Annotated in this window: 23 protein-coding genes, 1 tRNA gene and 1 pseudogene; 13 read left to right on the top strand and 12 right to left on the bottom strand. The window is 70.0% G+C overall.

Annotation, left to right across the window (positions count from 1 at the left end; genetic code table 11):
- Nucleotides 1-11: 11 nt before the first annotated feature.
- The 4 genes from AB5J55_RS20735 to AB5J55_RS20720 form a co-directional block, all read right to left on the bottom strand.
- Nucleotides 12-470: a copper chaperone PCu(A)C gene (locus AB5J55_RS20735; protein WP_369272111.1), complete on the bottom strand. Its 459-nt coding sequence runs from the start codon at nucleotides 468-470 to the stop codon at nucleotides 12-14.
- Nucleotides 467-1,132: an SCO family protein gene (locus AB5J55_RS20730; protein WP_369272110.1), complete on the bottom strand. Its 666-nt coding sequence runs from the start codon at nucleotides 1,130-1,132 to the stop codon at nucleotides 467-469. The genes AB5J55_RS20735 and AB5J55_RS20730 overlap by 4 nt, the downstream gene beginning before the upstream one ends.
- Nucleotides 1,133-1,210: 78 nt before the next feature.
- Complete coding sequence (locus AB5J55_RS20725) at nucleotides 1,211-1,963, bottom strand: YcnI family protein (RefSeq protein WP_369272109.1); 753 nt, start codon at nucleotides 1,961-1,963, stop codon at nucleotides 1,211-1,213.
- Between the two features lie 279 nt (nucleotides 1,964-2,242).
- On the bottom strand, nucleotides 2,243-3,082 hold the full coding sequence (locus AB5J55_RS20720; RefSeq protein ID WP_369272108.1) for a hypothetical protein: 840 nt from the start codon (nucleotides 3,080-3,082) through the stop codon (nucleotides 2,243-2,245).
- Nucleotides 3,083-3,376: 294 nt separating this feature from the next.
- On the opposite strand from AB5J55_RS20720, the gene AB5J55_RS20715 reads away from it, so the two are divergent.
- Complete coding sequence (locus AB5J55_RS20715) at nucleotides 3,377-3,826, top strand: ATP-binding protein (protein WP_369272107.1); 450 nt, start codon at nucleotides 3,377-3,379, stop codon at nucleotides 3,824-3,826.
- A 157-nt stretch (nucleotides 3,827-3,983) separates the two neighbouring features.
- A pseudogene (locus AB5J55_RS20710) lies at nucleotides 3,984-4,598 on the top strand (triphosphoribosyl-dephospho-CoA synthase); the annotation flags it as partial.
- On the opposite strand, the gene AB5J55_RS20705 reads toward AB5J55_RS20710, so the two are convergent.
- From AB5J55_RS20705 to AB5J55_RS20690, 4 genes are all read right to left on the bottom strand, one after another.
- A complete protein-coding gene (locus tag AB5J55_RS20705) occupies nucleotides 4,573-5,820 on the bottom strand; it encodes an MFS transporter (RefSeq protein ID WP_369272106.1) in 1,248 nt (415 codons plus the stop codon). The pseudogene AB5J55_RS20710 and the gene AB5J55_RS20705 overlap by 26 nt on opposite strands.
- Nucleotides 5,821-5,934: 114 nt before the next feature.
- A complete protein-coding gene (locus AB5J55_RS20700) occupies nucleotides 5,935-7,281 on the bottom strand; it encodes a PLP-dependent aminotransferase family protein (RefSeq protein WP_369272105.1) in 1,347 nt (448 codons plus the stop codon).
- Nucleotides 7,282-7,411: 130 nt separating this feature from the next.
- Nucleotides 7,412-8,902, bottom strand: a complete 1,491-nt coding sequence (locus tag AB5J55_RS20695) for an aminopeptidase P family protein (RefSeq protein WP_369272104.1) — start codon at nucleotides 8,900-8,902, stop codon at nucleotides 7,412-7,414.
- Nucleotides 8,903-9,042: 140 nt separating this feature from the next.
- Nucleotides 9,043-10,554: a PP2C family protein-serine/threonine phosphatase gene (locus tag AB5J55_RS20690; protein ID WP_369272103.1), complete on the bottom strand. Its 1,512-nt coding sequence runs from the start codon at nucleotides 10,552-10,554 to the stop codon at nucleotides 9,043-9,045.
- A gap of 503 nt (nucleotides 10,555-11,057) precedes the next feature.
- Here AB5J55_RS20690 and AB5J55_RS20685 point away from each other — a divergent pair.
- Together AB5J55_RS20685 and AB5J55_RS20680 are read left to right on the top strand one after the other, a co-directional pair.
- The gene (locus AB5J55_RS20685) at nucleotides 11,058-11,717 is read left to right on the top strand and encodes a bifunctional DNA primase/polymerase (protein ID WP_369272102.1); all 660 of its coding nucleotides are present in this window, start codon (nucleotides 11,058-11,060) and stop codon (nucleotides 11,715-11,717) included.
- A gap of 56 nt (nucleotides 11,718-11,773) precedes the next feature.
- The gene (locus AB5J55_RS20680; RefSeq protein WP_369272101.1) at nucleotides 11,774-12,442 is read left to right on the top strand and encodes a hypothetical protein; all 669 of its coding nucleotides are present in this window, start codon (nucleotides 11,774-11,776) and stop codon (nucleotides 12,440-12,442) included.
- Nucleotides 12,443-12,685: 243 nt separating this feature from the next.
- On the opposite strand, the gene AB5J55_RS20675 is transcribed toward AB5J55_RS20680, so the two are convergent.
- The 3 genes from AB5J55_RS20675 to AB5J55_RS20665 form a co-directional block, all read right to left on the bottom strand.
- Complete coding sequence (locus AB5J55_RS20675; protein ID WP_369272100.1) at nucleotides 12,686-13,651, bottom strand: DUF5926 family protein; 966 nt, start codon at nucleotides 13,649-13,651, stop codon at nucleotides 12,686-12,688.
- Nucleotides 13,652-13,935: 284 nt separating this feature from the next.
- Nucleotides 13,936-14,574 carry an ATP-binding protein gene (locus AB5J55_RS20670; RefSeq protein ID WP_369272099.1) on the bottom strand — a complete coding sequence of 213 codons (639 nt, stop codon included), beginning with the start codon at nucleotides 14,572-14,574 and terminating at the stop codon, nucleotides 13,936-13,938.
- Nucleotides 14,575-14,754: 180 nt separating this feature from the next.
- Nucleotides 14,755-15,582 (bottom strand): glycerophosphodiester phosphodiesterase, encoded by an 828-nt coding sequence (locus AB5J55_RS20665; protein ID WP_369272098.1) that lies wholly within the window; start codon nucleotides 15,580-15,582, stop codon nucleotides 14,755-14,757.
- Nucleotides 15,583-15,859: 277 nt separating this feature from the next.
- On the opposite strand from AB5J55_RS20665, the gene AB5J55_RS20660 reads away from it, so the two are divergent.
- Both AB5J55_RS20660 and AB5J55_RS20655 read left to right on the top strand, forming a co-directional pair.
- Nucleotides 15,860-17,443: a trypsin-like peptidase domain-containing protein gene (locus AB5J55_RS20660; RefSeq protein WP_369272097.1), complete on the top strand. Its 1,584-nt coding sequence runs from the start codon at nucleotides 15,860-15,862 to the stop codon at nucleotides 17,441-17,443.
- A 146-nt stretch (nucleotides 17,444-17,589) separates the two neighbouring features.
- Nucleotides 17,590-17,676: transfer RNA gene (locus AB5J55_RS20655), tRNA-Ser, on the top strand.
- Nucleotides 17,677-18,943: 1,267 nt separating this feature from the next.
- Here AB5J55_RS20655 and AB5J55_RS20650 read toward each other — a convergent pair.
- The gene (locus tag AB5J55_RS20650) at nucleotides 18,944-19,702 is read right to left on the bottom strand and encodes a GntR family transcriptional regulator (RefSeq protein ID WP_369272096.1); all 759 of its coding nucleotides are present in this window, start codon (nucleotides 19,700-19,702) and stop codon (nucleotides 18,944-18,946) included.
- Nucleotides 19,703-19,889: 187 nt separating this feature from the next.
- On the opposite strand from AB5J55_RS20650, the gene AB5J55_RS20645 reads away from it, so the two are divergent.
- The 7 genes from AB5J55_RS20645 to repSA all read left to right on the top strand — a co-directional run bounded on the left by AB5J55_RS20645 (nucleotide 19,890) and on the right by repSA (nucleotide 24,377).
- Entirely contained in the window at nucleotides 19,890-20,219 is a 330-nt protein-coding gene (locus tag AB5J55_RS20645; protein WP_330355114.1) for a hypothetical protein, read from the top strand.
- Nucleotides 20,220-20,221: 2 nt separating this feature from the next.
- Nucleotides 20,222-21,544: an FtsK/SpoIIIE domain-containing protein gene (locus AB5J55_RS20640; protein WP_369272095.1), complete on the top strand. Its 1,323-nt coding sequence runs from the start codon at nucleotides 20,222-20,224 to the stop codon at nucleotides 21,542-21,544.
- Between the two features lie 11 nt (nucleotides 21,545-21,555).
- Nucleotides 21,556-22,182: a DUF2637 domain-containing protein gene (locus AB5J55_RS20635; protein WP_369272094.1), complete on the top strand. Its 627-nt coding sequence runs from the start codon at nucleotides 21,556-21,558 to the stop codon at nucleotides 22,180-22,182.
- A 19-nt stretch (nucleotides 22,183-22,201) separates the two neighbouring features.
- A complete protein-coding gene (locus AB5J55_RS20630) occupies nucleotides 22,202-22,387 on the top strand; it encodes a mobile element transfer protein (RefSeq protein WP_330355111.1) in 186 nt (61 codons plus the stop codon).
- Nucleotides 22,388-22,405: 18 nt separating this feature from the next.
- Nucleotides 22,406-22,711: a hypothetical protein gene (locus AB5J55_RS20625; protein ID WP_369272093.1), complete on the top strand. Its 306-nt coding sequence runs from the start codon at nucleotides 22,406-22,408 to the stop codon at nucleotides 22,709-22,711.
- A 93-nt stretch (nucleotides 22,712-22,804) separates the two neighbouring features.
- Nucleotides 22,805-22,984, top strand: coding sequence for a hypothetical protein (locus AB5J55_RS20620; RefSeq protein WP_369272092.1), 180 nt, complete (start codon nucleotides 22,805-22,807; stop codon nucleotides 22,982-22,984).
- A gap of 4 nt (nucleotides 22,985-22,988) precedes the next feature.
- Nucleotides 22,989-24,377, top strand: a complete 1,389-nt coding sequence (gene repSA, locus AB5J55_RS20615) for a replication initiator protein RepSA (protein WP_369272091.1) — start codon at nucleotides 22,989-22,991, stop codon at nucleotides 24,375-24,377.

Genomic DNA, 24,377 nt, shown 5'->3' with positions numbered 1-24,377 from the left:
CGATCTCTCCCTCAGTGTCCGGTCTTCGGGCTGTACGTGGCGGACTTCACCGGCATCTCGACGGTGACCGTGCCGGACTCGGCGAAGTGGAGTTTCACGGTCACCTTCTCGCCCTGCTTCGGCTTCCGCTTCAGCTTTTCGAACATCAGATGGCTGCCACCGCTTTTGAAGACGAGTTGACCGTGCGCGGGGACGGCGACGTCCTTGGCCTCCTGCATCGACGATCCGACCGTCTCGTGGGCGGTCACGTCGCCGACGTCGCTGGTGACGGACGTCAGTTCGTCCTTCGTACCGCCCTTGTTGGTGACGGTCAGGAAACCGGCCGCCATGGAGTCGGAGACCGGCTGTGGCATGTAGGCACCGCCGACGGACAGTTCGGCCTTGGTGTCGTCCTGGGAGTCGCCGGAGCCGCAGCCCGCCAGGACGAGGGCTCCGGTCAGGACCACGGTCACCGGGGCGAACCGCCTCACGGCTTCGCCCCCTTGATCAGCTTGGGGAGGTCCTTGGTGTAGTCGTCGACCGTGGCGTCCTCGGTGTAGAGGACATATCCGGCGTCGGTCTTCGGCGAGAACGCGACGACCTGCGTGCCGTGGGTCGAGACCATCTTGCCGTTCTTGTCCTTGTGCGGCGGCTCGATCGAGATGCCGAGGGTGCGGGCGCCGGCCTGGATGGTGTCGAATTCGCCGGTCAGGCCCACGACCTGCGGGTCGATGCCCTTGAGCCACTTGCCGAGCGCCGACGACGTGTCTCGCTCGGGGTCGGTGGTGACGAACACCACGCGCAGCTCGTCCTGTTCGGCCTTCGGCAACTGCTTCTTGGCGACGGCGACGTTGTTCATCGTCAGCGGGCAGACGTCGGGGCAGTTGGTGTAGCCGAAGTAGATCAGCGTCGGCTTGCCCTTGGTCTCCTTGCGGAGGTCGTACTTCTTGCCGTTCGTGTCGGTGAGGACCAGGTCAGGCTTCTCGAACGGCTTGTCGAGGACGATGGCGGCCTTGTCCGAGCCGGCCTCCTCGGAGACCACGGTGACGGGCTCGGCGCTGTCGTCACCGTTGCCGCAGGCGGAGAGGGTGAGGGTGGCGGCGGCGAGCAGGGCGGCCGCGGCAAAGGTCTTCTTACGGGTCTTCGTACGCATAGAAAAATGTCCCAGTTGTGTGAGTTCCGGCGCGCACCAGGGGCGTGCCCCGACGCGCGCCGTGAACCGAAGGTGCCGTCAGGCGTCGGTGCGCCGACGGCCGGCGATCACGCCGTACGCCACGCCCAGCGCGCCGACGACGATGCCGACCACGCCAAGCACGCGGGCCGTGGTGTCGCTGCTGTCGGCGGGCTCGGCGGCGTCCGTCTTCGCGGAGGCGGCCTCGGCGTCGTCGGAGTCGGAAGCCTCGGCGGAGGCCTTGTCGGAGGACGACGAGCCGTGGTGGCCGTCCTCGGCAGCGGACAGTTCGAGCACCGGCGCCGGGTTCTCGGGCTCCTCCTGGCCCTCCTGCGGCACCTCGATCCAGCGCACGACCTCCTTGTTGGAGTACGTCTGGATGGCCTTGAAGACGAGCTCGTCGGCGTCCTCGGGCAGAGTGCCGATGGAGACGGGGAACTTCTGGAAGAAGCCGGGCTCGATGCCCTTGCCCTCGGCGGTCCAGGTGACCTTGGTGACGGCCTCGGTGATCTTCTTGCCGTGCATCTCCAGAGGCTTGTCCAGCTTGGACTTGGTGACCACGGGCAGCTTCCAGCCGGGCACCGGCTGCGGCATCACGGAGGCCAGCGGGTGGTCGGTCGGGAAGGTGACCTCGAGCTTGGTGGTCGACGCGTTGTCGCGCTCGTTCGGGACCTTGAAGTCGACCACCGCGTAACCGCCCTTGGCGGCGGTGCCCTCCGGCTGCACGCTGACGTGGGCGAAGGCGGGGACGGACAGGGCGAGCACGGTCGTGCCGGCGAGGGCGCCGACGGCGGCGATACGAGAGGCCTTCATGCTGAGCACTCCACTGTGAGTGAGATCGGGATTCCGGAGGTGAAGAGGAGTACGCGTGCGCGGGGGTGCCCGATCAGACGGAAAAGAGGTGTCCCTCCGGGAAGTCCGGTGTTCGGAGGTCCGGAGCTCAGAGGTCAGGAGCCCAGAGGTTCGGAGTCCGGAGGTTCGGAGTCCGGAGACGGAAGCCCCTCTTCCCGCGATCGGTGCACGCAGACACGCGCGCGTGCCGCACGACGGCGGCCCTCATCCCCACCTCGGTGGAGTGGCGGTCGCGTCGTGTCAGGCGGCGAGGTCGAACGCAGCGGCCGGCGGGCCGCGCCTGATCACCGTGTGCTGGAGGGCGACGGTGCGGGGGGCGGACCGCCCGAGCGTCTCGGAGCGCGGGAGCCGCGGGCCGGCCTCGGGCGCCCCCGGGAGCCCGGCACGCAGAGCGCGCACCAGCGCGAGCGCCCCGCGCAGGGAACGTACGAACGCCCCCTCGGCGACCACATGCGCCGACACCGCGGACATCTCGGCGATCCGCAGCAGGGCCAGGTCCCCGCGCCGCAGCAGCCACCCCGCGACGACCGCCGCGAGAACGTGGGCGAGCACCATGGGCAGAGACGGCAGCAGCGATGCGGAGGAGTCGGTGGCGGCAGACATGGCGTCTGCTGACGGGTGTGAGGCGTGCGCCCCGGTGGCCGGGCTCAGCCGCGCCTCGGTGAGGAGCCGTTGGGCCTGGGCGGGGCTGATGGCCGCGGCGGCGGTCCCGCAGACGAGCCGCGCGGCCTGCTCCACGAGTGCGGCGTCCGACAGGGAGGCGGATGTGGCGGAGGACCCGGTGGACGCCCCGGCACTTGCCCCGTGCTGCCCCAGTCCGAAGAGCGTGTGCAGGACGGTCTGCCCCGCCGCGAGCAGTGCGGCTATCCCGGGCAGCGAGCGTTCACGCCCGGTGAACGGCACGGTGACCAGGAGGACTCCCAGGAACCCCGCGCCCAGCGTCCACAGCGGGATCGTGGCGCAGGAGCCCAGTACATGCCCGACCCCGGCCAGCACGACGCAGACCGCGGCGAACACCGCGGCCCGCAGTATCCGGAGATCACTCCCGGAGCGCACCGTGCGCGGGTGGGGGGCAGTCATGGCGGGGTCATCATCGCACTGGCCTTGTGGCCGCCATACGGCAGGTCCGCAAGATGACATACGAGCGGTAGGGGACGTACGGGGCATAGGGGCAGTACGGGTCATTCGGGCAGTACGGGTCATTGGGGTCGTATGACCGGAAGGTCACCCTCTGGTGTGGGCCGCCCCCACATACACCGATTCCCCCGTGGGCGCATCGACCATATGGGCGGCATCACGTCAGTGATGTGCTTACCGATGGGCACTCGTGGCAATACGTAACGGTATGTCGAGCCGCAGCCAGGAGGCTGGAGCATGAGCATCTGGTGGTCACTCCATCTGCGGCGCGAAGCTGCGAGCGTGCCCCTCGCCCGGCGGCTGCTGCTCGGCACCATGGAGACCGCGGGCGTCGACCCCGAAGTGTCCTACGACCTCTCCGTCGCCCTCAGCGAGGCCTGCGCCAACGCCGTCGAACACGGCGGCGACACCACGCCCGACGGCTCCCCACAGGCGTACCGCGTGACGGCGTACCTGGACGGCGAGAAGTGCCACATCGAGGTCGCCGACTCCGGCCCCGGCTTCACCGCACCGCTGCGCGCACCCTGCCCGGCGACCACCGACGCCGAGCACGGCCGGGGGCTCTGCCTCATCGAAGAACTCGCCGACCACGTCCAGTTCGGCAACAAGCCGGGGCGAGGCGGTGCCGTGGTGAGCTTCGACAAGATCCTCAAGTGGAAGAAGGACCCGTCGCTGATGGCGGTGTAGCGCCGGTGTTGAGGGCGCAGGGGTGGGGGAACAGATCGTGTGTCGGTGACCACCGCTTCAGGAGTCAAGTCGCCGGTGGTCCTCCTCGTCCCACTTGCGGGTGTCGCGCGGCTGCACGCACGGCTCGTCGTCGGCAGGGTGACCGCCCCCGCGACGGCGCGCTGCCGGCGAACTCGGCGCGATCGGCAGGTGCGCCGAGCACTCGGTGCACCTAGCGGGCGGCGGCCACGGGGGCGCCCTGTGGACGCTCGGCCTGCTGGTCGCCGCCGCGGCCCTCGACCCCCGGGCCGGGGCACGGGACGTCGCCGCGACCGCCAAGCGCATCGCCGCCCGCACCGACAAGCGCGCTCCCCGCAAGCCGTCCCGGGGCTCCTCGGTGCCCGCGCAGTACGGCGCCGCCGGGGCGCGGGGCAAGGCACGGACCGGATTCCCCCACGTACGGCGGGCGTTGGAAGCGCTCGCCACAGCCCGCGCGGCCGGCGCCACGGAGGAGCAGGCCCGCATGAACGCCCTGCTCACCGTGATGTCCACCCTCCAGGACACCGAACTCCTCTACACCGTGGGCCCGATGGGACTGCGGCACGTCCAGGCGGGCGCCCGCGCAGTCCTGGAGGCGGGCGGCACGTGCACGGAGGCGGGCGCACAGGTCTTGGCAGCCCTCGACGCCGATCTGCACGCACGCGCGTGGAGCCCGCGGGGGAGTGCGGGGCTCCTCGCGGGGGCGCTGTTCCTGGACGCCCTGCCCGTCACGGCACCAGCGCGGGCTGCCTGACGCGGTCCTCCTCGGCCCGGCGACAGGCGGCCCACCGTGCCGCCGGTCCCATCGCGTACGACGCGGCCAGCATCGCCCCGCCCAGCAGCAGCCAGCCCGGTGTCCCCCACTCCACCAGCAGGGCCGTGAGCAGCAGCGGACCGAGGGTGCGGGCGACGGTGACGCCGGTCCCGAACAGGCCCTGGTACTCGCCGACGCGGCTCTCGGGAGCCAGGTCGAAGGACAGCTGCCAGGAACCCGCCGACTGCCCCATCTCGGCGACCACTTGAAGCACCGCACCGATCACCAGGACGCCGACAGCCACCCACAGGGACGCTCCCGCCGACAGTGCGAACACCACGCACGCGGCGAGCATCACCCAGCCCGCTCGACGCACCGCGCGCGTGGCGGTGCCAAGCCCCGTGACCCCGCGCGCCGCCCTGACCTGGAACAGCATCACCGCACCGGTGTTGAGCACGAACAACGCGGAGACCAGCCAGGCGGGCGCCTCGGTCCTACGAGTGATCCACAGCGGCAGCACGAGGCTGAGCAGCGGCAGCCGCAGCAACAGGATCGTGTTGAGCAGCGCGACGAGGGCGTACGGCCGGTCCCGCAGGACGCCGATGCTGCGCCCCTTCCGCAAGGGCACCGGCACAAGGGCCGGTCGCGGCACGGCGGGCAGCCGCATCAGCAGCCCGGCACACAGCAGGAAACTCACCGCGTCCAGCGCGAACACCCCGAGATACGCCGCCCGCGTCCCGGCGTGCAGCGCCAGCCCGCCCAGCCCGGCACCCACCGCGAGGCCGGCGTTGAGCGTCGACTGCAGATGCGCCAGCAGCCCGGTCCGCTCCGCGGCCGGCACCAGCCCCGCGAGCAGCGCCTGCCGGGCTGCCGCGAGCCCGGACTGCGCGGCCGCGTACCCGCACGCGGCCAGGACGAACGGCACGAATCCGCGCACGGCCACGAAGGACGCCACCGCGAGCCCCGTCGCGAGGGCCAGCAGCACGGCCGTACCGCGCGCGCCGCGCCGGTCGGCGAGCCGCCCCAGCGGAACCCCCACCAGCGATCCGACCGCCCAGCCGACGGTCAGCCCGAGTCCCACGCGCGCGGGGTCGAGGCCGACGACCTGGGTGAAGTAGAGAGCGGACGTCGTGTAGTAGGCCCCGTCCCCGACCGAGTTGCTCAACTGGGCGAGAGCCAGGACGCGTTGTGGACCGGCCGGCGGGACGAGCGAGTTCGTCATGCCTACGACACTAGAAACGCACTGGGCTGCTCAGTAGCACCAATCATGGGTAGTTTCAGTGGCCCAATCTGCGTCGGTGCGGCCACCCCGGGGCAAACCCCCTGCACACCCTTCTCAGCCGCCCTCCAGCACCTTCCCCAGCGCTTCCAATGCCTCCGGATACACCCGCTCCCGAGGCGTTCCGTACCCCACGACCAGCCCCTGCGGCCGCCCTTCACCACCGCCCGGCGCATGCCAGTGCTCCCCCAGATGCCCCACCGCGAGCCCCACCTCCTCGGCTCGCGCCAGCACCCGCGCCTCGTCGTCGACCTGCACCAGCGCGTGCAGCCCGGCCGCGATCCCGCGCACCTGCCGACGCGCCCCCAGCCGCTCCACGAGCTGGTCCCTGCGCCGTCGGTACCGCAGCCGGCAGGCGCGCACATGACGGTCGTACGCATGGCTGTCGATCAGCTCGGCGAGCGCCAACTGGCCGATGGACTCGGTGTGATGGTCACTGTGCAGCTTGGCGTCGGCCACGGCGTCGACCAGGTGCGGCGGCAGCACCATCCAGCCGAGCCGCAGGGCGGGCCCGAGCGTCTTCGAGGCCGTGCCCAGATACACCACCTGGCCCGGCGCCATCCCTTGCAGTGCGCCCACGGGCTGGCGGTCGTAGCGGAACTCCCCGTCGTAGTCGTCCTCGACGATCAAGCCCCCACGCGCGCGTGCCCAGTCGGTGAGCGCCCGCCGCCGCTCCGGGTGCAGCGTCACGCCGGTCGGATACTGATGCGCGGGCGTGACGACAACGGCGTCACAGTCCCCCAACCCCTCGGCGCGCGCCCCTCGTTCGTCCACCCGAACCGGCACCACGGCGCCACCGCCCCGCCGCACCACCTCCCGATGGAACGGCAGCCCGGGGTCCTCCATCGCGAACGTGCCGCCCTCCAGCACACGCGTGAGCAGCGCCAGCCCCTGCACATACCCGGAGGTGATCACGATCCGCTCCGCCGGAGCGATCACCCCACGCGCCCGCCCCAGATACCCCGACAGCGCGCTCCGCAGCTCGATGCGCCCGCGCGGATCGCCGTAGTCATACGCCGGAGAGGGCGCCGCGGCGATGGCCCTGCGCAACGCCCGCAGCCAGGCAGCCGCCGGAAACGCCCCCACGTCCGGACTCCCGGGCCGCAGATCAAAACGCGGCACACGCACGCGTGCGGCGGCCTGCGGCGGTTCGGTGTCGATGGGCGGCAACGCGGCGACCTGCGTACCGGCCCCCTGCCGAGCGGTGAGATACCCCTCAGCCACAAGCTGGTCGTACGCCGCCTTGACGGTGTTCCGCGAGATGCCGAGTTCGTCGGCGAGCCGCCGGGTGGCCGGCAACCGCGCGCCAGGGCTGAGCCGCCCGTCCCGTACAGCGTCGCGCAGGGCACGCTCCAGTCCCGCGCGGCGCCCTTCGACGGCGGCGTGTTCTATATGCAGGTCCACACCAACTCCCTGAAGGGGCGCGGGGCTGTGTCGCTTTGCGGCTCCGCCGCGTGGGCGCGACCGGCCACGAACTGCCTGTAGACAGCAATGATGGCCGGACACCTCTTGGTATCCGGCCATCGATCAAACTTCAGCCCTTCAGAGAGGACATCCAGTTCTCGACCTCATCCGACCGCCGAGGCAGCGCAGCGCTCAGGTTCCGGTTCCCGTCCTCGGTCACCAGGATGTCGTCCTCGATCCGCACACCGATACCCCGGTACTCCTCCGGCACCGTCAGGTCATCGGCCTGGAAGTACAGCCCCGGCTCGACGGTCAGCACCATGCCCGCCGCCAGCGTGCCGTCGACATACGAGTCCACGCGCGCGGCAGCGCAGTCATGCACGTCCATGCCGAGCATGTGCCCGGTACCGTGCAGCGTCCACCGCCGCTGGAGCCCGAGCTCCAGCACCCGCTCGACCGGCCCCTCGACAAGCCCCCACTCGACGAGCCTCTCGGCGAGCACCCGCTGCGACGCGTCATGGAAGTCCCGGTACTTCGCACCCGGCTTCACGGCCGCGATACCGGCCTCCTGGGCGTCGTACACGGCGTCGTAGATCTTCTTCTGGATCTCGCTGTACCGCCCGTTGATCGGCAGCGTGCGCGTGACGTCGGCGGTGTAGTACGTGTGCGTCTCGACGCCCGCGTCGAGCAGCAGCAGGTCACCGGAGCGCACGGGCCCGTCGTTGCGCACCCAGTGCAGCGTGCAGGCGTGCGGCCCGGCCGCGCAGATGGAGCCGTAGCCGACGTCGTTGCCCTCCACACGCGCGCGGAGGAAGAACGTGCCCTCGATGTAGCGCTCGGAAGTCGCCTCGGCCTTGTCGAGGACCTTCACCACGTCCTCGAAGCCGCGCACGGTCGAGTCGACGGCCTTCTGCAGCTCACCGATCTCGAACTCGTCCTTGACGAGCCGGGCCTCGGACAGGAAGACGCGCAGCTCTTCGTCGCGCTCGGCGGTGACCTTGTCGGTGAGCGCGGCCTCGATGCCGGCGTCGAAGCCGCGGACGACCCGCACCGGGCCGGTGGCCGCACGCAGCGCGTCCGCCAGCTCGCGCACGTCGGAAGCGGGGATGCCGTACAGCGTCTCCGCCTCGGTGAGCGAGTGCCGGCGGCCGACCCACAGCTCGCCCTGGCCGGACAGCCAGAACTCACCGTTCTCGCGGTCGGAGCGCGGCAGCAGATAGATCGTCGCCTTGTGACCCTCGGCGGCGGGCTCTAGGACGAGCACACCGTCCTCGGTCTGGTTGCCGGTGAGATACGCGTATTCGACCGACGCCCGGAAGGGGTACTCGGTGTCGTTCGACCGCGTCTTCAGGTTGCCCGCGGGGATCACCAGCCGCTCGCCCGGGAACCGCGCCGACAGCGCGGCGCGTCGCGCGGCGGTCTCGGCGGCCTGGGGAATCGGCTCCAGGCCGCGCAGCTCCGTGTCGGCCCAGCCGGACTTCATGTTCTCGGCGAGCTCGTCGGACACGCCCGGGTAGAGGCCGTTCTTGCGCTGCTTGATCGGCTCTTCAGACTCGGTCTCCGGGCCCGCTGCGGTAGCAGCAATGGACTCGGCCGGGGTGAGCTCGTCGGCCACGGTCATCCTCCTCGATACGGCACTGGACCCCGTCCATCGTACGGTCGTACAGGACGGAACCCGGGGCCGATGGGCAGGATGCCCGCCGGTGCTATGACGCAGGCCACGCGCCTGTTATGGGTGAGTGACCGACACGCCACGGGCCGCTACTCGAAGCGCGCAGCCAGCAGGACGACGTCCTCCTCGCTGTCCGCCTGGTCCACCCCGCCCGGCAGCACGGTCCGCAGGACGTGGTCGACGACGGCGTCCGGGTCGTGCCGGATCGCCCTCGGCACTCCGGCCGCCGCCGCGTGCAGGCGGGCGAAGGCGCGGTCGGTGGGGTCGCCGGTGCGGTGCAGCAGCCCGTCGGTGTACAGCAGAACCGTCTCTCCGGCTTCCGCCAGCAGCTCCACGCTGGGCGCCTCCCAGCAGGCGAGCATGCCCAGCGGCGCGGACACGGACGTCTCCACGAACTCCGTGCGCCGATCGCCGATCAGCAGCGGCGGGGTGTGCCCGGCACCGGCGAGCGTGATCTTGCGCAGGGAGGGCTCGCAGTAGGCGAACAGGGCGGTGGCGGAGCGGGCCGGCTCGGTGAGTCTGAGCAGCAGTTCCAGGTCGGACAGGACCGCGACCGGGTCCTCGCCCTCCATCACGGCGTACGCCCGCAGGCTGGCCCTCAGCCGGCCCATCGCGGCGATGGCGCTGGGCCCGGACCCGGTCACCGAGCCGACCGCGAGGCCGAGCGCGGCGTCCGGCAGCGGCAGCGCGTCGTACCAGTCGCCGCCCCCGCGCGGGCCGGTGCGGTGCCGCGCGGCGAGCTGGACGCCGGCCATGCGGGGCAGACGGGAGGGGAGCAGCTCCTCGGCCATCGTCCGCATGGCCGTGCGCGTGCGCTCGACCTCGAGGAGCCGGGCCAGGTGCTCGGTGGCGTAGCGGACGTACAGGCCGACGAGGTGGCGCCGGCGCTCGACCGGTTCGGCGGGCTCGTCGTACAGCCAGACGGCGGCACCGAGGCGGCCGGCGGCATCGGTGGACAGCGGGAGGGCATAGCTGGCGGCGTAGCCGAGGCGGGCGGCCACCTCGCGGTGGCGGGGGTCGAGCTTGTCCTCGGCGAAGAGGTCGGGCTCGGCGATCTCGCCGTCGCCACCGGGCAGTCCGTCGAGGATCCTGCCGTACGAAAGGGAGCTGCGCGGCACGGTCTCGATGTGCCCGAGGTCGGCGCGCGCGAGACCCAGTCCGATGGTCGTGTCCGGGCCGAGACGGTCGGCGGGTTCCAGGACGACAAGACCGCGCCGGGCGCCCACGAGGGCGGATCCGGCGCGCAGCAGTTCCTGGAGGGCATCGTCGAGTGCGTCCGTGCGCGCCAGGCGTTCGGTGAGTTCATGGAGCGTCGTGAGGTCCGAGACCCAACCGGCGAGACGGTCCTGAAGCAGTGCGCCCGGCGGGTTCGGTGGGGGAACCGCTGGGGTTCCCGAGGCCCCGGGCGCGGGCGCGACAGTGTGTGCGGGCGAGGGAACCGTGGAGTCGATTCCGGCCACTTTCGAAGGGTGAGGGGCGTTCATGGCGTCCGGCTTTCCGACCGGTGCGTATTGCTCAAAAGCATCGCAAACCCCCATGTCATTCTGCGCCGCTAGCAGTGTCTCCACATGTACACGCACTCGTAAGGGGATGTCCAGCATTGTCCTGCCGGGATTCTTGGTGTCCGTGGGTCACCCGAACACTCCTGGTAGACCTCTTGCGTAAAGGCAAAGTTGGCTTAAAACTGCCTCAGGGAACGGGGTATTGCGGTCGACTGGTTTCGCTCGACGGAGCGTCACAGCGGTCGTGATGGGTACGTACTCGGTGAAGGCCAGGGGTGGTGGACAACCGCCCGGAACCTGGTGACGGACCCGGGCGTCTTAGCCACTGACGATCGTGCCCCATCCTCCCGTGGCGGAGGCGAAGAGAAATACGCGCGACGGCAAAACGCCAGACTTCGCCACCCCACGCCACGCCCATGCTTTTGGTACACGCAGTATGGACGAGGCTGCCGCGGACGCAGCCAACGCTCGACCCATAGGGGTTCCCCCTGCTCAGTGCAGGGGTGTGATGCGCCAACAGGTACGCACAGTGAAGTGATCGACACATGGTGTGATGTGGACCACGGTGTTGCCAGCGGTGCAACGGAAAGGAACGAGCGCTCATGCGCGAGATCCTCGGAAAGCGACGCAGGCTCCTGCGCGGTGACGGGAAGTCTGAGCAGATCAGCGCGGCCCTGACCTTCGCGACGCAATGGCGCTGGCCCGTACTCCCGGGCGTGACGACGCACCCGCAGGGGCACTCCCGCTGCGGCTGCCCCGACCCGGACTGCACGGTGCCCGGCGCGCACCCCTTCGACCCCGGCCTCCTCGCGGCCACCACCGACGAGCGCATGCTGCGCTGGTGGTGGACCAATCGGCCGACGGCGCCGATCATCCTCGCCACCGGCGGCCAGGCTCCCTGCGCGGTCAGCCTGCCCGCCCTGCCGGCCGCTCACGCACTCACCGCACTCGACCGCATGGGCATGCGCCTCGGCCCGGTCGTCGCCTCGCCCGCTCGCTGGGCGATCCTGGTGAAGCCGTACTCGATGGAACAGCTGGGCGAACTGCTGTACGCCAAGGACTTCGTCCCCGGCTCCCTGCGCTTTCACGGCGAGGGCGGCTACATCGCCCTGCCCCCGTCCGAGACGGGCCAGGGCCCCATCAGCTGGCAGCGCGCCCCGCTGCCCGGCTCGGCCTCCCCGTGGGTGCCGGATGTGGAGGCCGTGGTGGACGCCGTGGTCGAGGCCCTCACTCGTACGGGTGTGAGCGCGCCCGAGTTGTAGGGCTCTCCGGCGCGCGCGGAACGGTGCACACGTGCGCGGTCGTTATGTTCCGCTATATGTCGCGTCATTCCAGGGGAAACCGGGCACCGTCATCGCATCGCCGCGGGCCGAAGCACAGAAGAATCCGTCTGATCGCCCTCGCGTCCGTCGCGGCGGCCGCGGTAGCCCTGCCACTGGCCTGGGCGGCCGCCGGCCAGGTCGTCGAAGCGGGCCGCGCCGCCGTGGGGGCGCCCGCGCGTGATGCCGTACGGTCCTCCCCGCCCGCCCCGAAGGACGGCACCGTACGTCCGTCACCTCGCGGCGACGCCAAGGCGCCGTCGGCCGCTGACACCGGCTCTCCGCTGCTGCTCGACCTGGGCCTTGCCACCGCCGTCCGCTGCGGTCCCGAACTCACCTCGCCCGAGGGCATCGAGGCGCAGACCTGCGTCCTCACGCAGGGTGAGGACACCTGGGCGCGCACCTACTTCCGCAATGCGACCGGCGGCGCGCTGGACTCCGTGCTGAGCCTCATGGGGCCCGGTGGACGCACGCTGCAGATGCGCTGCGTCGTGGGTGCCGAGGACGAGCCGGGGACCTGCGAGACGCCCAGGGAGCGCACGCGTGGAGAAGCGGGCGCCTACACGGCCGTCACGGAGTTCGCCGAGCGGGCCGGCCGCGGGGCGCTGTTGCTGCGTTCCGCGAGCAACTCCGCACCGGACAAATCAGGGGCGGGCACGGGCCGTTGACATGTGACGTCATTCCGTAAAGGTCTGCGCACATGGAAAGACCCGGTTGCTGGCGACGGGGGATGCACCAGCAACCGGGCTAATGGAACGGTAACAAGAGATCGGCGGTTCGCAAATTCGATCCGGGCTTTCCAGTCACGGATTCCCTTGCTCCGCATGGGAGTTGTGATCGGATTCACCCCTCCCGAGGGGGGCTGTGCGGCTGAACGGTCGTTCAGCCGCACCCGATCAGCGAGTCCCCCGTCAGCTGAGCGTGACCTGCCGGTTGGTCAGGCCGCCACGCGCGCGACGCTCGTCCGCGGTGAGCGGGGCGTCCGTGGCCAGGGCCGCGGCGAGACGCTCGGCGAACTCCGCCGCCGGCTTCTCCACGTCCTCCGCACCGACACCGCTCGGCAGGTCCCAGACCGGCACGGTGAGGCCGTGAGCGCGGAAGGAGCCCACGAGGCGGGTGCCTTCGCCGAGGTTCGACTTCCCTGCTGCGTGCAGCCGCGCGAGAGCGTCCAGAAGCTGCTCCTCGGGGTGCGGCATGACCCAGCGCAGGTGGTTCTTGTCCGGCGTCTCGCACCAGTAGGCGGCGTCCACGCCGGTGAGCTTGACGGTGGGGATGGCCGCGGCGTTGGCCCGCTCCAGGGAGGCGGCCACGTCCGGAGTGGCGTTCTCCGCGTCCGGGACCCAGAACTCGAAGCCGGAGTGAACAACTGGCTCGAAGGCGCCCTCGGGGTCGAGCAGATCCTGCAGCCGCGGACCGTCGGCCGGGGCGCGGCGGCCCTGGACCGGGGTGCCCGGCTGCGCGGTGAGCGCCTGCTGGAGGGTGTCGGCGAGGTCGCGGCTGATGTCGCCCGACGCCGTGTCGTTCTGCAGGCCGAGCAGGACCGAGCCGTCGTCGCGGCGCAGGGCCGGCCAGGCCATCGGCAGCACCGTGGCCAGCGTGACGGACGGGACACCTTCGGGGAGGCCGCCCTTCAGGGGCAGTTCGACGGTGGCGGCGGGCACCAGCTCGCGCAGGGCCACCCAGTCGCACTCGCCCGGCAGCCCGTCGAACGGGCGCTGCACCAGCTCGGTCACCGCATGAGCGGCCGACCGGCCATGACAGGCCTTGTAACGGCGGCCGCTGCCGCAGGGGCAGGGCTCGCGTGCGCCGACGACCGCGACCTCGCCGTCGATGATCTGCGGGCGCTTTGCCTTGGTCTGGGGTCGCTTCTTGGCCATCGTGGGTGTCTCCCGGTTACGGCTCGTCTCGTACGGGCGCGAGCCTAGCCGTTCACGCCATGGTCGACGGGAGGCTGTGGACAACCCACGGGTCGTGCCGGGAGCGGTGGCGCTTCGCGGCGAGGCGGAGCGACGGTCGACACCGATGTGTCCGGTTCTGTTTCCCTCGGTTCCCTCAGCCCTGGGCAGTTGCTCCAGGGCTGTGCCGTTCCGTCAGTCCCACGCGGTTGCTTCGGCCCCGTGCGGTTGCTTCAGCCCCGTGCAGTTGTTTCAGCCCCGTGCGTTCAGTCCAGATCGTCGAAGGCGTCCGCGAAGTCGAGGCCGGATATCGCGCCCACGGTCGGCGCTGCGACGCGCGTAGCGAAATTGTCGCGGCGGTGCCCGGCATCCGGATCATGAACGGCGTCGTGGACCACGACCCAGACCGTGACCTCGCCGCGGGCGTCGTCCCGTACGCCCCAGTCGTCGGCCAGGGCGGTGATGATGTTGAGCCCGCGGCCGCCGTGCGCGGTGACCGAGGGCGTGGCCGGAGCAGGGCGAGTGGGTCCGCCGCCGTCCGTCACCTCCAGCGTGAGTCTGCCGCCCGCCTCCATGCGCCATGCGGCACGGACGTCGCCGTCCCCGGACAGCGCGTCACCCAGCGGTCGGCCGTGTTTGCACGCGTTGCTCAAGAGTTCGGAAAGAATCAGTACGGCATCGTCGATGACCGATTCCGCCACGCCCCCCCTGCGCAACTGAGAGCGCATACGGTGCCGCGCTTTCCCCACGCCCGCAGGGCCATGGGGAACGGCCATGCTCGACGACGTGGGCACCTCCTGTGCCACCACCAACGCCACCCCCGAGACCTCCTTTGCCCCACGCCACGGTGTGGATGCCCCATTGGCCTGTACCGGAAACCGGCCAACCAAGGTCCGGGGACGCATTCAGAACGATCGAATACGGACCGAACGCGCCGGAGCACTCCCTGTAATCGAGATGGCTGGAATTCGTAGGTGTGGCCGAGAGTGGAGGATGGGGCTGGAGGGGCTCAGAGGTCAAGGGGTTGCGCAGGAGTTGAAGGGGTTTTAGGGGTTTCCCCGTGCATCCCTGTGTATCCCCGTGTCTCAGCGGCCGAGTTGGTTCAGCACCGCGCGCGGGCGGTTGGTGATGATGGCGTCGACGCCCAGCTCGACACAGAGATCCACATCTTGTGGCTCGTTCACGGTCCAGACGTGCACCTGGTGGCCGGCCCGCTTCAGGCGCTCCACGTAGGCCGGGTGACTGCGCACGATCCGGATCGAGGGGCCCGCGATGTGGACGCCGGCCGGCAGGCGTCCGTCCCGCAGCCTCGGTGAGACGAACTGCATCAGATAGACCGTGGGCAGCGTGGGCGAGGCGGCACGCACGCGATGCAGCGAGCGCGCGGAGAAACTCATGACGCGCACCGGGGACTCCGCGGCCGAGGCAGGCGCGTCGAGCCCGAACCGCTTCAGCAGAAGCAGCAGCCGTTCCTCGACCTGCCCCGCCCACCTGGTCGGATGCTTGGTCTCGATCGCCAGCTCCACCCGCCGCCCCGCGTCGGCGACGAGCTCCAGCAGCCGTTCCAGAGTGAGTACGGAGGTGTCCTCGGGGTCCTCCGGCCGGAACTCCCAGTCCGGCTCCTCGGCCCGGTTCTTCCATGAGTCGCGGTTCTTGCGGGAGCCGAAGTCCAGGGCGGCGAGCTCGGCGAGTTCCAGCGCCGAGACCGCTCCGCGGCCGTTGGACGTACGGTTGACGCGACGGTCGTGGACGCACACGAGGTGACCGTCGGCGGTGAGGCGTACGTCGCACTCAAGGGCGTCCGCACCGTCCTCGATGGCCTTCTTGTACGCGGCCAGGGTGTGCTCGGGGGCGTCCTCGGAGGCTCCGCGATGGGCGACGACTCGGATCTGCTGCTGCCGTGCGTGGGTCACCGCGTCATGGTGCCACCGAGCGGGGGTAGGCGTGGGACCGGAGGAGTCGTAAAGACGCTCGGATTGTGCCGGTTAAGTCTCACATGACCTATATAAAGAATGGCCGTGGACCCACAGCGACCGCTTATGGTGCTCTGACGGCCCGTGGGAAAAGCTGACGGCATACAAAAAGCCATGCAGAGCTGAAGCGCACCGACAGCCGACAATTACTGGCCAGCGTGAACGGGCGTGACCGAGTGCGACCGATATCAACAGCCGTGGATCGAGGAGAGAAGCTGTGAGCACCGAGAACGAGGGCGCCGCGGTACCCCCGGCCCCGTCCGCACCCCCCGTGCCGGTGGATGCTCCTGCTGCTCCGGCGTCCCAGGAGCGCCCGGCTCCCGAGGGCGGTGACGCCCCGACCGCCCCGATCCCGCCGGTGCCGAGTGATGCCCCGGCGGGCTCGACCGGCACCGAGCCTTACGCCCCCGCTGCCTCCGAGGGCTCTCAGCCGCCTGCCGCCGAGGGCGCCTCGAACGGAGTCCAGCAGCCGGCCCCGGGCCCTTCTCCTGCCCCCGCCTCTGCTCCTGCTCCGCAGAACTCGGCCCCCGACGCGTCGTGGCCGCCCCCGCCGCCGCCCGGCACACCGCCGTACGCCGACAGCGGTGCCACCGCGGGTGGTGCCGGTGCGGGTGCCTTCGGCGCCGGTGGTTTCGGCGCGAGCTCCGGCTGGGGTACGACCTACCAGGAGCCCGCGCCGAAGTCCGGTCGCGGGCGGGGCGGACTGCTCGCCGGGGTCCTCATCGCCGCGCTGGTCGCGGGCGGCCTGGGCGGTGGTCTCGGCTACACCCTGGCCAAGAACAACGAGAACACCTCCTCGACGACCGTCTCCGCCCCCGACAGCGGCGGCTCCGTCAAGCGCGACCCGGGCACCGTCGCGGGCGTGACCGCCAAGGCGCTGCCGAGCACCGTCACCATCCAGGCGGAGAGCAGCGGCGGCGAGGGCGGCACCGGCACCGGCTTCGTCTTCGACACCGAGGGCCACATCGTCACCAACAACCACGTGGTGGCCGACGCGGTCGACGGCGGCAAGCTCACGGCGACCTTCGCGAACGGCAAGAAGTACGACGCGGAGGTCGTGGGCAACGCGCAGGGCTACGACGTCGCGGTCATCAAGCTCAAGAACGCCCCGTCGGACCTCAAGCCGCTCACACTGGGCGACTCCGACAAGGTGGCCGTCGGCGACTCGACGATCGCGATCGGCGCCCCCTTCGGCCTCTCCAACACGGTCACCACCGGCATCATCAGCGCCAAGAACCGCCCGGTGGCCTCCAGCGACGGCACCGGCAGCAACGCCTCGTACATGAGCGCGCTGCAGACGGACGCCTCGATCAACCCCGGCAACTCCGGCGGCCCGCTGCTCGACGCGCAGGGCAACGTCATCGGCATCAACTCCGCGATCCAGTCAGCCGCCAACGGCCTGGGCGGCACCAGCCAGTCCGGCTCGATCGGCCTCGGCTTCGCCATCCCGATCAACCAGGCAAAGTACGTCGCCCAGCAGCTGATCAAGACCGGCAAGCCGGTCTACGCCAAGATCGGCGCCTCCGTCTCCCTGGAGGACACCACCGACGGCGCCAAGATCACCGAGCAGGGCGCCAGCGGCTCGGACGCGGTCGAGCCGGGCGGCCCCGCCGCCAAGGCCGGCCTCAAGCCCGGCGACGTCATCACCAAGCTCGACGACCGCGTGATCGACTCCGGCCCGACCCTGATCGGCGAGATCTGGACCCACCAGCCCGGCGACAAGGTCACGATCACCTACGAACGGGGCAGCCAGTCCCGCACGGTCGACCTGACCCTGGGCTCCCGCACGGGCGACAGCTGACCCCGACGGCGCCGCACGCGGACGACAGGCTCCGCCCGCCAAGAAGTCCTGGCGGCGGAGCCCTTGGGCCCCGTGTGGACCACGCACCCCGCGCAGCCCGCGCGGCCGGTAGGCTGTAGCCGCTCCGCCCCAGGTGGGCGGGGCGAGGTGGGTTGCCCGAGCGGCCTAAGGGAACGGTCTTGAAAACCGTCGTGGCAGCGATGTCACCGTGGGTTCAAATCCCACACCCACCGCAACGTGAGAGCCTCTGACCAGCGAAAACGGTCGGAGGCTCTTGCCTTGTTCGCTCCCCGCCAATGACTGTCGTTCTCCGTGGTTCCCCGGTCGATCGGGCACGGTTGGGGCACGCCATACAAGGCTGGAGTAGCTTCCTGCTGAGGACATAGCCGGTGAGGGCGCCAAACTTTGGTTTGCTCGAACCATTTGGGTGCACATTTGTACACTCAATAGTTGGCTAGCTAGTTTGTATCTAGGTTTCCAACTAAGTCTTGCGAAACCGTATGCGCGCTAATTTGGTGAGCGCTAATCTCGTGTCACATCTAATGCATCTCCGGATGCATTAGGGTGAGGTCGGGCTTCAGTTGCCCGGCGTGCACCATGATGGACGGGCCCCCCGCGCCACAGTGTCGGCAGAGCGAGGGGCCGCCCGTGAGTTAGCGACCGCGTGTCAGTGCCCAGACCAGGACAGCGGAAGTGGTAGCGCCAACTACCTGGACCGACACCTGGTGGAACCAGCACTGCACGCGGTCGCTGGTCTTAAGAGACCGAAACCACGCGAGCACTGCTCCGAAGGCTTTGGTGGGGTGTCCCCCAACCACTGCCAACCTGGATCGAAGCGCCTCTGAGAGGCGCCGCCACGTTCGCGCAGGGCGCACGGGCGTCTCCCTTCTCTTGTCAGTATCAACTCGATGCACAAGAGAGGGACTTGACCCGAAGGCAGTATGTCCGACGCGTTCACTGCTTGTCTGGCGGTTCAACGCAAAAGTGCGGGTGGCTCTGAAGGAGTGTGTTTAGGAAGTCTGAGTTCCGCACCAATCACTCTTCCTAAACCACATCGAACCCCAGCTCCCATCCCGTCTGCCGTCGACCCACACACCGTGGAGCGGGCGTGGTTCATGGCGTCCAGGTGGAGCGCGCCACTGTACGAACGACCTGGACGCCATGGGCCGCGTCTGCTCGGCTCTGCCTGGGTCGATGGCAGACGGGATGGGAGCTCCCCGCGCACGCCACAACTCGGCCGGCACTCGCGAACGGCGCCCCGTCCATCTCGGAGCCTGAGCGCCCCCGCCGGAGGCACTGCTTTGAGCGTTGCCGCGCTATGCGGTGATCGACTCATGGCCACCCGGCCCTATCCACATGTGGGCGCGCGTCGGCGGCGGCAGCGCCGAGCGGGCCGAAGGCAGGAGCGCGGGCGCAGCCAGAGCCGGGAAGCGCGCCCGGCGGAGCGGAGCGCAGCCGGGGCTTGATGAGGTAGAGAAACCTGTAACAGCTCACGCTGGGTCACGCGTCGAAGTCGTACTCCAGGATGTACGAGGCGGCGTCGAGCGTCATCTCGTTGATCTCCACGGGGCGGCCCTCGTCCGCGAACGCGGTTCGGCAGATGAGGATGACTGGCGTACCTGCGGAGATGCTCAGCTGCTCCGCCTCGTCCTTCGTGGGCATGCGCGAGCGGATCTCTTCGCGGAAGTGCACTGGCTTGTAGCCGAGTTCGGCGAGCCTGGCGTATGTGCCGCCGGGGCCCGTGTCCTCCTGCGTGATCGCTGAACCTGCGACTACGGACGTGGGGAGATAACTCGTCGCGAGAAGAACGGGCTTCCCGTCCAAGACGAACCGCCGACGCCGTACACAGACGGTGTCCCCATCCCCCAGCTCAAGCACCTGCCCGATCTGCTCGGGCGCGGCCTCCTCCGAGACCGTCACCTGATCCACAACAAGCTTGCGGTTCTCGATGTCGGCAGACCAGATGGATCGACCGCTTCCCCACTGCTCCTGTGAGAGGCGCTGTATGCCTCGGCGCCTCAAGGGGCGGAAGGACCGTACGAACACACCGGCGCCCTTGCGGGACTCGGCAATGCCCTCGTCCTTGAGCACACCCAAGGCCTGACGTGCCGTCATGCGAGCCACGTCGTGCGTGGCCATGAGGTCGTTCTCTCCCGGAAGCCGATCACCGGGACCGTACTCGCCCGACTGGATCGCCTCGCGTAGAGAGTCCGCGATCCGCTGGTACTTCGGCCGACGGTCGTCGTCGGTGGTGGCCATAAGGGAGCCCTCCTCTCTTCTCTAGACAGCCTAGGTGATGTGTGAGGCGCCTGCCCTGTGCGTGTAGTCCCAATCCGGTTCCAGAAACGTCTCTAGACATCTCCCTTGACGTCTCTAGACATGTGCGCTTTCCTGGAGATGTCTAGAGAGGTCGCATCGGGCGGCCTCCTGAACGAGGGATGTGCTCATGCCGTCTTTCAAGATCGACCTTTCGACCGCTGTGGTGTTCGTGGCGACCGCGCCGGAGCCGAAGCTGGTCAACAAGCGGACCGGTGAGCGGGCCGTGGACCAGGAGAACCGGGCCCTGTCGACGGTCGGCCTGCTCGTCTCGGACGAGGGGGAGGGCAACCTCTACCAGGTCACCGTTCCCGAGACCGGTGTCCCGTCGGACCTGGTGCCGGGGACGCCGGTGGCCGTGACCGGGCTGAAGGCCCGTGACTGGGAGAACGAGTTCAACGGTCAGAAGCGGCACGGGATCTCGTTCCGCGCGGTCGCGGTCACGTCGCTGGGGGCCTGACCATGGCCGACATCGCGACCTGGTTCGAGCTCGGCGGTGCTGCCGCTGGTGCCGGTGGGCTCAGGTACGCCAAGTACCGTGCGCCGCGCGTGTACTGGTCGGCGATCGGCCTGCCGGTCACCTGGGGCCGGTTCACCTGGACCTACCCGTCCACCATGGACGTGTGCGGGTTGACGGTGCAGCCGTCCGGCTTCCGCGCCTTCATGACCCGCAACGTTGCCCGTCGCGAGGTCCGGCCGGTTCCGCCGAAGGTCCGCCGGGTCCGCCCGACCTCGACCGGACTCCGGGTGACGCTCCGGCTCCCGGCCGGTCTGGAGCCCGCCGACATCGCCGCTTCCGCCGAACGCCTCCGGCACGCCTTCGGGGTGCATTCGGTGTCCGTGATGGAGACCAAGCCCGGCTATGTCGAGCTGCGCATGACCGGCTACGACGTGCTCGCCCGGGTCAAGATGCCGCGCAAGGCCACACCGCGTGACCTGATCGTCCCGGTCGCGCTGCGCGAGGACGGCACGGTCTTCGAGCGGGACTACCGCAAGGTGCCCCACGCCCTGACGCTGGGCGCCAACCAGTCCGGCAAGTCCATGTACCAGCGCAACCTGATCAAGGGGCTCGCGAAGCTGCCGGTGGGCCTCGTCGGGATCGACTGCAAGCGCGGTGTCGAGCAGAGCCGGTACGCGCCCCGCCTGTCGGCCCTGGCCACCGACCGGGACAGCGCCGGGCAGTTGATCGACGCGTTGGTCACGGAGATGGAAGACCGCTTCGACCTGCTCGCGCTGTACGGCGTCTCGGACCTATGGGAGCTGCCCGAAGAGCTGCGGCCGGTGCCGCTCGTCGTACTGATCGACGAGGTGGCGGAGTTGTTCCTGGTGATGTCCAAGAAGGACGAACCCGCCCGCGATCACACGGTCATGCAGCTGGTCCGGCTCGGTCAGATGGCCCGTGCGGTCGGCATCTACCTGGAGGCGTGCGGGCAGCGTTTCGGCTCCGACCTGGGCAAGGGCGCGACCGCCCTGCGTGCCCAGCTCACCGGCCGTGTGGTGCACCGCGTCAATGACAAGCAGACGGCGGAGATGGGCCTCGGCGATATCGCCCCGGACGCCGTGGTCTCCGTGACAGGGATCCGCGCGGACCGCCCCGGTGTGGCGGTTGCCGGTGACGCCTCCGGCTACTGGTCGCGCATCCGCACCCCCGAGATCACCCCGGATCAGGCGGCCGCTGTCTGCCGCGAGTTCGCTCACCTGACCCCGGAGTTGCCGTTCCTGGTCCCGTTCCGGCCGACTGCCCGGACCGTGCCGAAGCCCGCTGCATCGCTGACGGCCCCGTAGGAGGTGAGCACATGTCTCGCCCGCTCCGCATTGACGCCGTGCTCGTTCAGGCCGTGATTGCTGGTGCGTTGTCCTTCGCCCACCTGCATGACCTGGCAGAGGCCGCCGGACAGACCGGCTGGAAGGCCTGGGCCTACCCGGTCTCGGTCGACCTGCTCCTGGTCGCCGTGTGGCGCCGACTCCGTACGGAGCGGTCTCGGATGGCCTGGTTCTGGTTCCTTGTCGCCCTGGTCGCGTCGCTCGGCGCCAACATCGCCACCGCCGGACTCCTCGACCTGGACCACGTCCCGGCCTGGCTGCGCATCCTCGTCGCCGGATGGCCCGCGCTCGCGTTCCTCGGGGGAACCCTGCTCGCCCACTCGCCGACTCCAGTCGGGGACCGGGTGCCGGTTCCGCCGGCACAGGCACCAGACCCCGATCCGACCCCCGAGCGCGATCCGATCACCGCCCCCGAACCCGCACCAGCTCTGCCCGAAGCATTCGCCCCGGCGGTGCCTCCGGCGCTGATCGACCACGCACGCAAGGTCGCCACCGAGCACCGCACCCGCACCGGTACGGACATCGACACCGCCACCCTGCGCGCCCGCCTCGGCATCCCGGAAGACCTCGCCGGAGCAATCGCCGCCCAACTCGCCTGACCACCAAGGAGGTTCCACCGTGCGCCCGAACCGCTTCTATGACGTGATCCGCATCGGTCCCGTCCGCGTCGGCACCTACAACAACGGCCGTGGCCAGACCAAGCACACCGCCGCCTGCACCGCCCCCAAGTGCGGCTTCTCCACCGAGCACAACGACCGCTCGGCCGCCGAACTCGCCGCCCGCACCCACCGCTGCACCGCCTGACGGTCAAGGAGAGATCCCATGCGCCTGCCCGACGAACAGCTCCGCGCAGGGCACATCCCCGCCGACCTGTACCGGCAGATCCCGCCCGGCACCGATGTGCGCCAGGTCGTGATCGTCCAGGAGGCCCCGCGCTCCTACACCGGCCCGATCGTCCTCACCCTGCTGATCATCACTGGTTCCGTCGTGGTGCTGCTGGTGATCGCATTCGTCGCTCAGGCCGTGGCTGCGTCGATCGTCTCCGTGCTATCGGCCACCTGCGGGATCAGCTACACGATCAGCCGCACGTCCAAACGCAAACGCCCTTCGCGCTCGCTCAGCAAGTAACGGCCCCCGGGGCGGCTCTCTCGCCAAAGATCCGCCGCCCCGGACGCCTGCACCCCTTCCAGATCCAACAGACCCGAAAGGGAGACCTTCATCATGCCCGTCCACGCCTCGAACCGTCCGGTCTGCCGTAACTGCGACGACTTCCCGGTCGTCGTCATCACCACCGGCTCCCGCCACCCGGACGGCTCCCGCGTGCTCCTGCACATCGTCTGCCACGTCTGCCAGGGAACCGGTCGCGCCCTTCCCGCCTCGCTGGTCCGAGTGGGGAAGTGATCGCGTGACCGACGCCGCCACCATGGCGGGCCTGGATGCGGCCACCCTCACCGACGTGCTGAGGGTGGCCGCATCGGCCGACTTCGACCGCTGGCAAGACCAGATCCGCCGTACGGGCGGCTGCGCCGACCCGATCCGCCTGATCGGAGGCACGAAGACGATCGACCCCGCCACGAAGACCGTCCTCCACGCCTACACCACCGACCATGAGCCCGGTGGCATGCTTCGCATCGCCTGTGGCAACCGGCGTGCCTCCCGGTGCCCGGCCTGCGCCTGGACGTACGCCGGGGACACCTACCACCTCATCCGCGCTGGACTCACTGGCGACCCTGACAAGGGCACCCCGCACACCCTCCGCGATCACCCCCGTGTCTTCGCCACCCTCACCGCTCCCTCCTTCGGCCCGGTCCACAACCGCCCCGGCAACCGGGCCTGTCGCTGTGGCCGACGGCACGCCGAGGACGCCCCCGAACTCGGCACCCCGCTCGACCCCGAGGGCTACGACTACGCGGGCGCGGTGCTGTGGAACAACCACGCCTCGGAGCTGTGGCGCTACTTCACGATCTACCTCCGCCGGGAGATCGCCCGAAGGGCTGGCCTCACACAGAAGGCCGCCCGCGAACAGTCCCGGGTCTCTTTCGGCAAGGTCGCCGAGTACCAGAAGCGCGGGGCCGTGCACTTCCACGCCGTGATCCGCTTCGACGGTCCCGATGGGCCCGACTCCCCGCCCCCGGCCTGGGCCACGCTTGATCTCCTCACGGACGCCATCTGCGCCGCTGCCGCTCGTGTCGTCGTTGACGTGCCCCCGGCCGGTGACCAACCCGCCCGCACGCTGCGTTGGGGCACCCAGCTCGACGTTCAGCCGATCGGCGCCTTCGGCCAGGGCGAGGAGATCACCGAACTGGCCGTGGCCTCCTACGTCGCCAAGTACGCGACCAAGGCGGCCGAAACGACTGGCACCGTTGACCGCCGCATCGGCAACAAAGAGGCCCTCGTCCTGCTGGGCGTCCCCGACCACCCGCGTCGGCTCATCGAGGCCTGCCTCGACCTGCACCCGCTCTACCCGGACCGCAAGCTGCGCGACTGGGCGCACATGCTCGGCTTTCGCGGCCACTTTTCGACCAAGTCCCGTCGGTACTCCACCACCCTCGGCGCCCTGCGCCAGGTCCGCGCCGACTACCGCGCTGCCCAGCAACGCGAGGCCCTCGGCCTGCCCGACCCCGACGACACGGAGGCGACCACCCTGACTCTCGCTCACTGGAGCTACGCCGGACACGGCTACACACCCGGGGAATCCTGGCTCGCCGCCAACATTCAGCGCGACATCCAGCTCAACCGCGAAACAGCACGCGAGGCGGTCGCAGATCTGCGCAACGAAGGGGAGGGCTGGTGA

Origin of the sequence: Streptomyces sp. R11, assembly GCF_041051905.1 — a bacterium.
Taxonomy (GTDB): Bacteria; Actinomycetota; Actinomycetes; order Streptomycetales; family Streptomycetaceae; genus Streptomyces.
Note: the sequence above shows the minus strand (reverse complement) of the source record. Positions and strands in the feature narration are given on the sequence as shown.

What these genes read in the sequence shown, in the direction of transcription:
- AB5J55_RS20730 (WP_369272110.1), bottom strand. Translation starts at nt 1,132, where the DNA reads ATGCGTACGAAGACCCGTAAGAAGACCTTTGCCGCGGCCGCCCTGCTC.
- AB5J55_RS20725 (WP_369272109.1), bottom strand. Translation starts at nt 1,963, where the DNA reads ATGAAGGCCTCTCGTATCGCCGCCGTCGGCGCCCTCGCCGGCACGACC.
- AB5J55_RS20720 (WP_369272108.1), bottom strand. Translation starts at nt 3,082, where the DNA reads ATGACTGCCCCCCACCCGCGCACGGTGCGCTCCGGGAGTGATCTCCGG.
- AB5J55_RS20715 (WP_369272107.1), top strand. Translation starts at nt 3,377, where the DNA reads ATGAGCATCTGGTGGTCACTCCATCTGCGGCGCGAAGCTGCGAGCGTG.
- AB5J55_RS20705 (WP_369272106.1), bottom strand. Translation starts at nt 5,820, where the DNA reads ATGACGAACTCGCTCGTCCCGCCGGCCGGTCCACAACGCGTCCTGGCT.
- AB5J55_RS20695 (WP_369272104.1), bottom strand. Translation starts at nt 8,902, where the DNA reads ATGACCGTGGCCGACGAGCTCACCCCGGCCGAGTCCATTGCTGCTACC.
- AB5J55_RS20690 (WP_369272103.1), bottom strand. Translation starts at nt 10,554, where the DNA reads ATGCTGGACATCCCCTTACGAGTGCGTGTACATGTGGAGACACTGCTA.
- AB5J55_RS20685 (WP_369272102.1), top strand. Translation starts at nt 11,058, where the DNA reads ATGCGCGAGATCCTCGGAAAGCGACGCAGGCTCCTGCGCGGTGACGGG.
- AB5J55_RS20680 (WP_369272101.1), top strand. Translation starts at nt 11,774, where the DNA reads ATGTCGCGTCATTCCAGGGGAAACCGGGCACCGTCATCGCATCGCCGC.
- AB5J55_RS20675 (WP_369272100.1), bottom strand. Translation starts at nt 13,651, where the DNA reads ATGGCCAAGAAGCGACCCCAGACCAAGGCAAAGCGCCCGCAGATCATC.
- AB5J55_RS20670 (WP_369272099.1), bottom strand. Translation starts at nt 14,574, where the DNA reads ATGCGTCCCCGGACCTTGGTTGGCCGGTTTCCGGTACAGGCCAATGGG.
- AB5J55_RS20650 (WP_369272096.1), bottom strand. Translation starts at nt 19,702, where the DNA reads ATGGCCACCACCGACGACGACCGTCGGCCGAAGTACCAGCGGATCGCG.
- AB5J55_RS20645 (WP_330355114.1), top strand. Translation starts at nt 19,890, where the DNA reads ATGCCGTCTTTCAAGATCGACCTTTCGACCGCTGTGGTGTTCGTGGCG.
- AB5J55_RS20640 (WP_369272095.1), top strand. Translation starts at nt 20,222, where the DNA reads ATGGCCGACATCGCGACCTGGTTCGAGCTCGGCGGTGCTGCCGCTGGT.
- AB5J55_RS20635 (WP_369272094.1), top strand. Translation starts at nt 21,556, where the DNA reads ATGTCTCGCCCGCTCCGCATTGACGCCGTGCTCGTTCAGGCCGTGATT.
- AB5J55_RS20625 (WP_369272093.1), top strand. Translation starts at nt 22,406, where the DNA reads ATGCGCCTGCCCGACGAACAGCTCCGCGCAGGGCACATCCCCGCCGAC.
- AB5J55_RS20620 (WP_369272092.1), top strand. Translation starts at nt 22,805, where the DNA reads ATGCCCGTCCACGCCTCGAACCGTCCGGTCTGCCGTAACTGCGACGAC.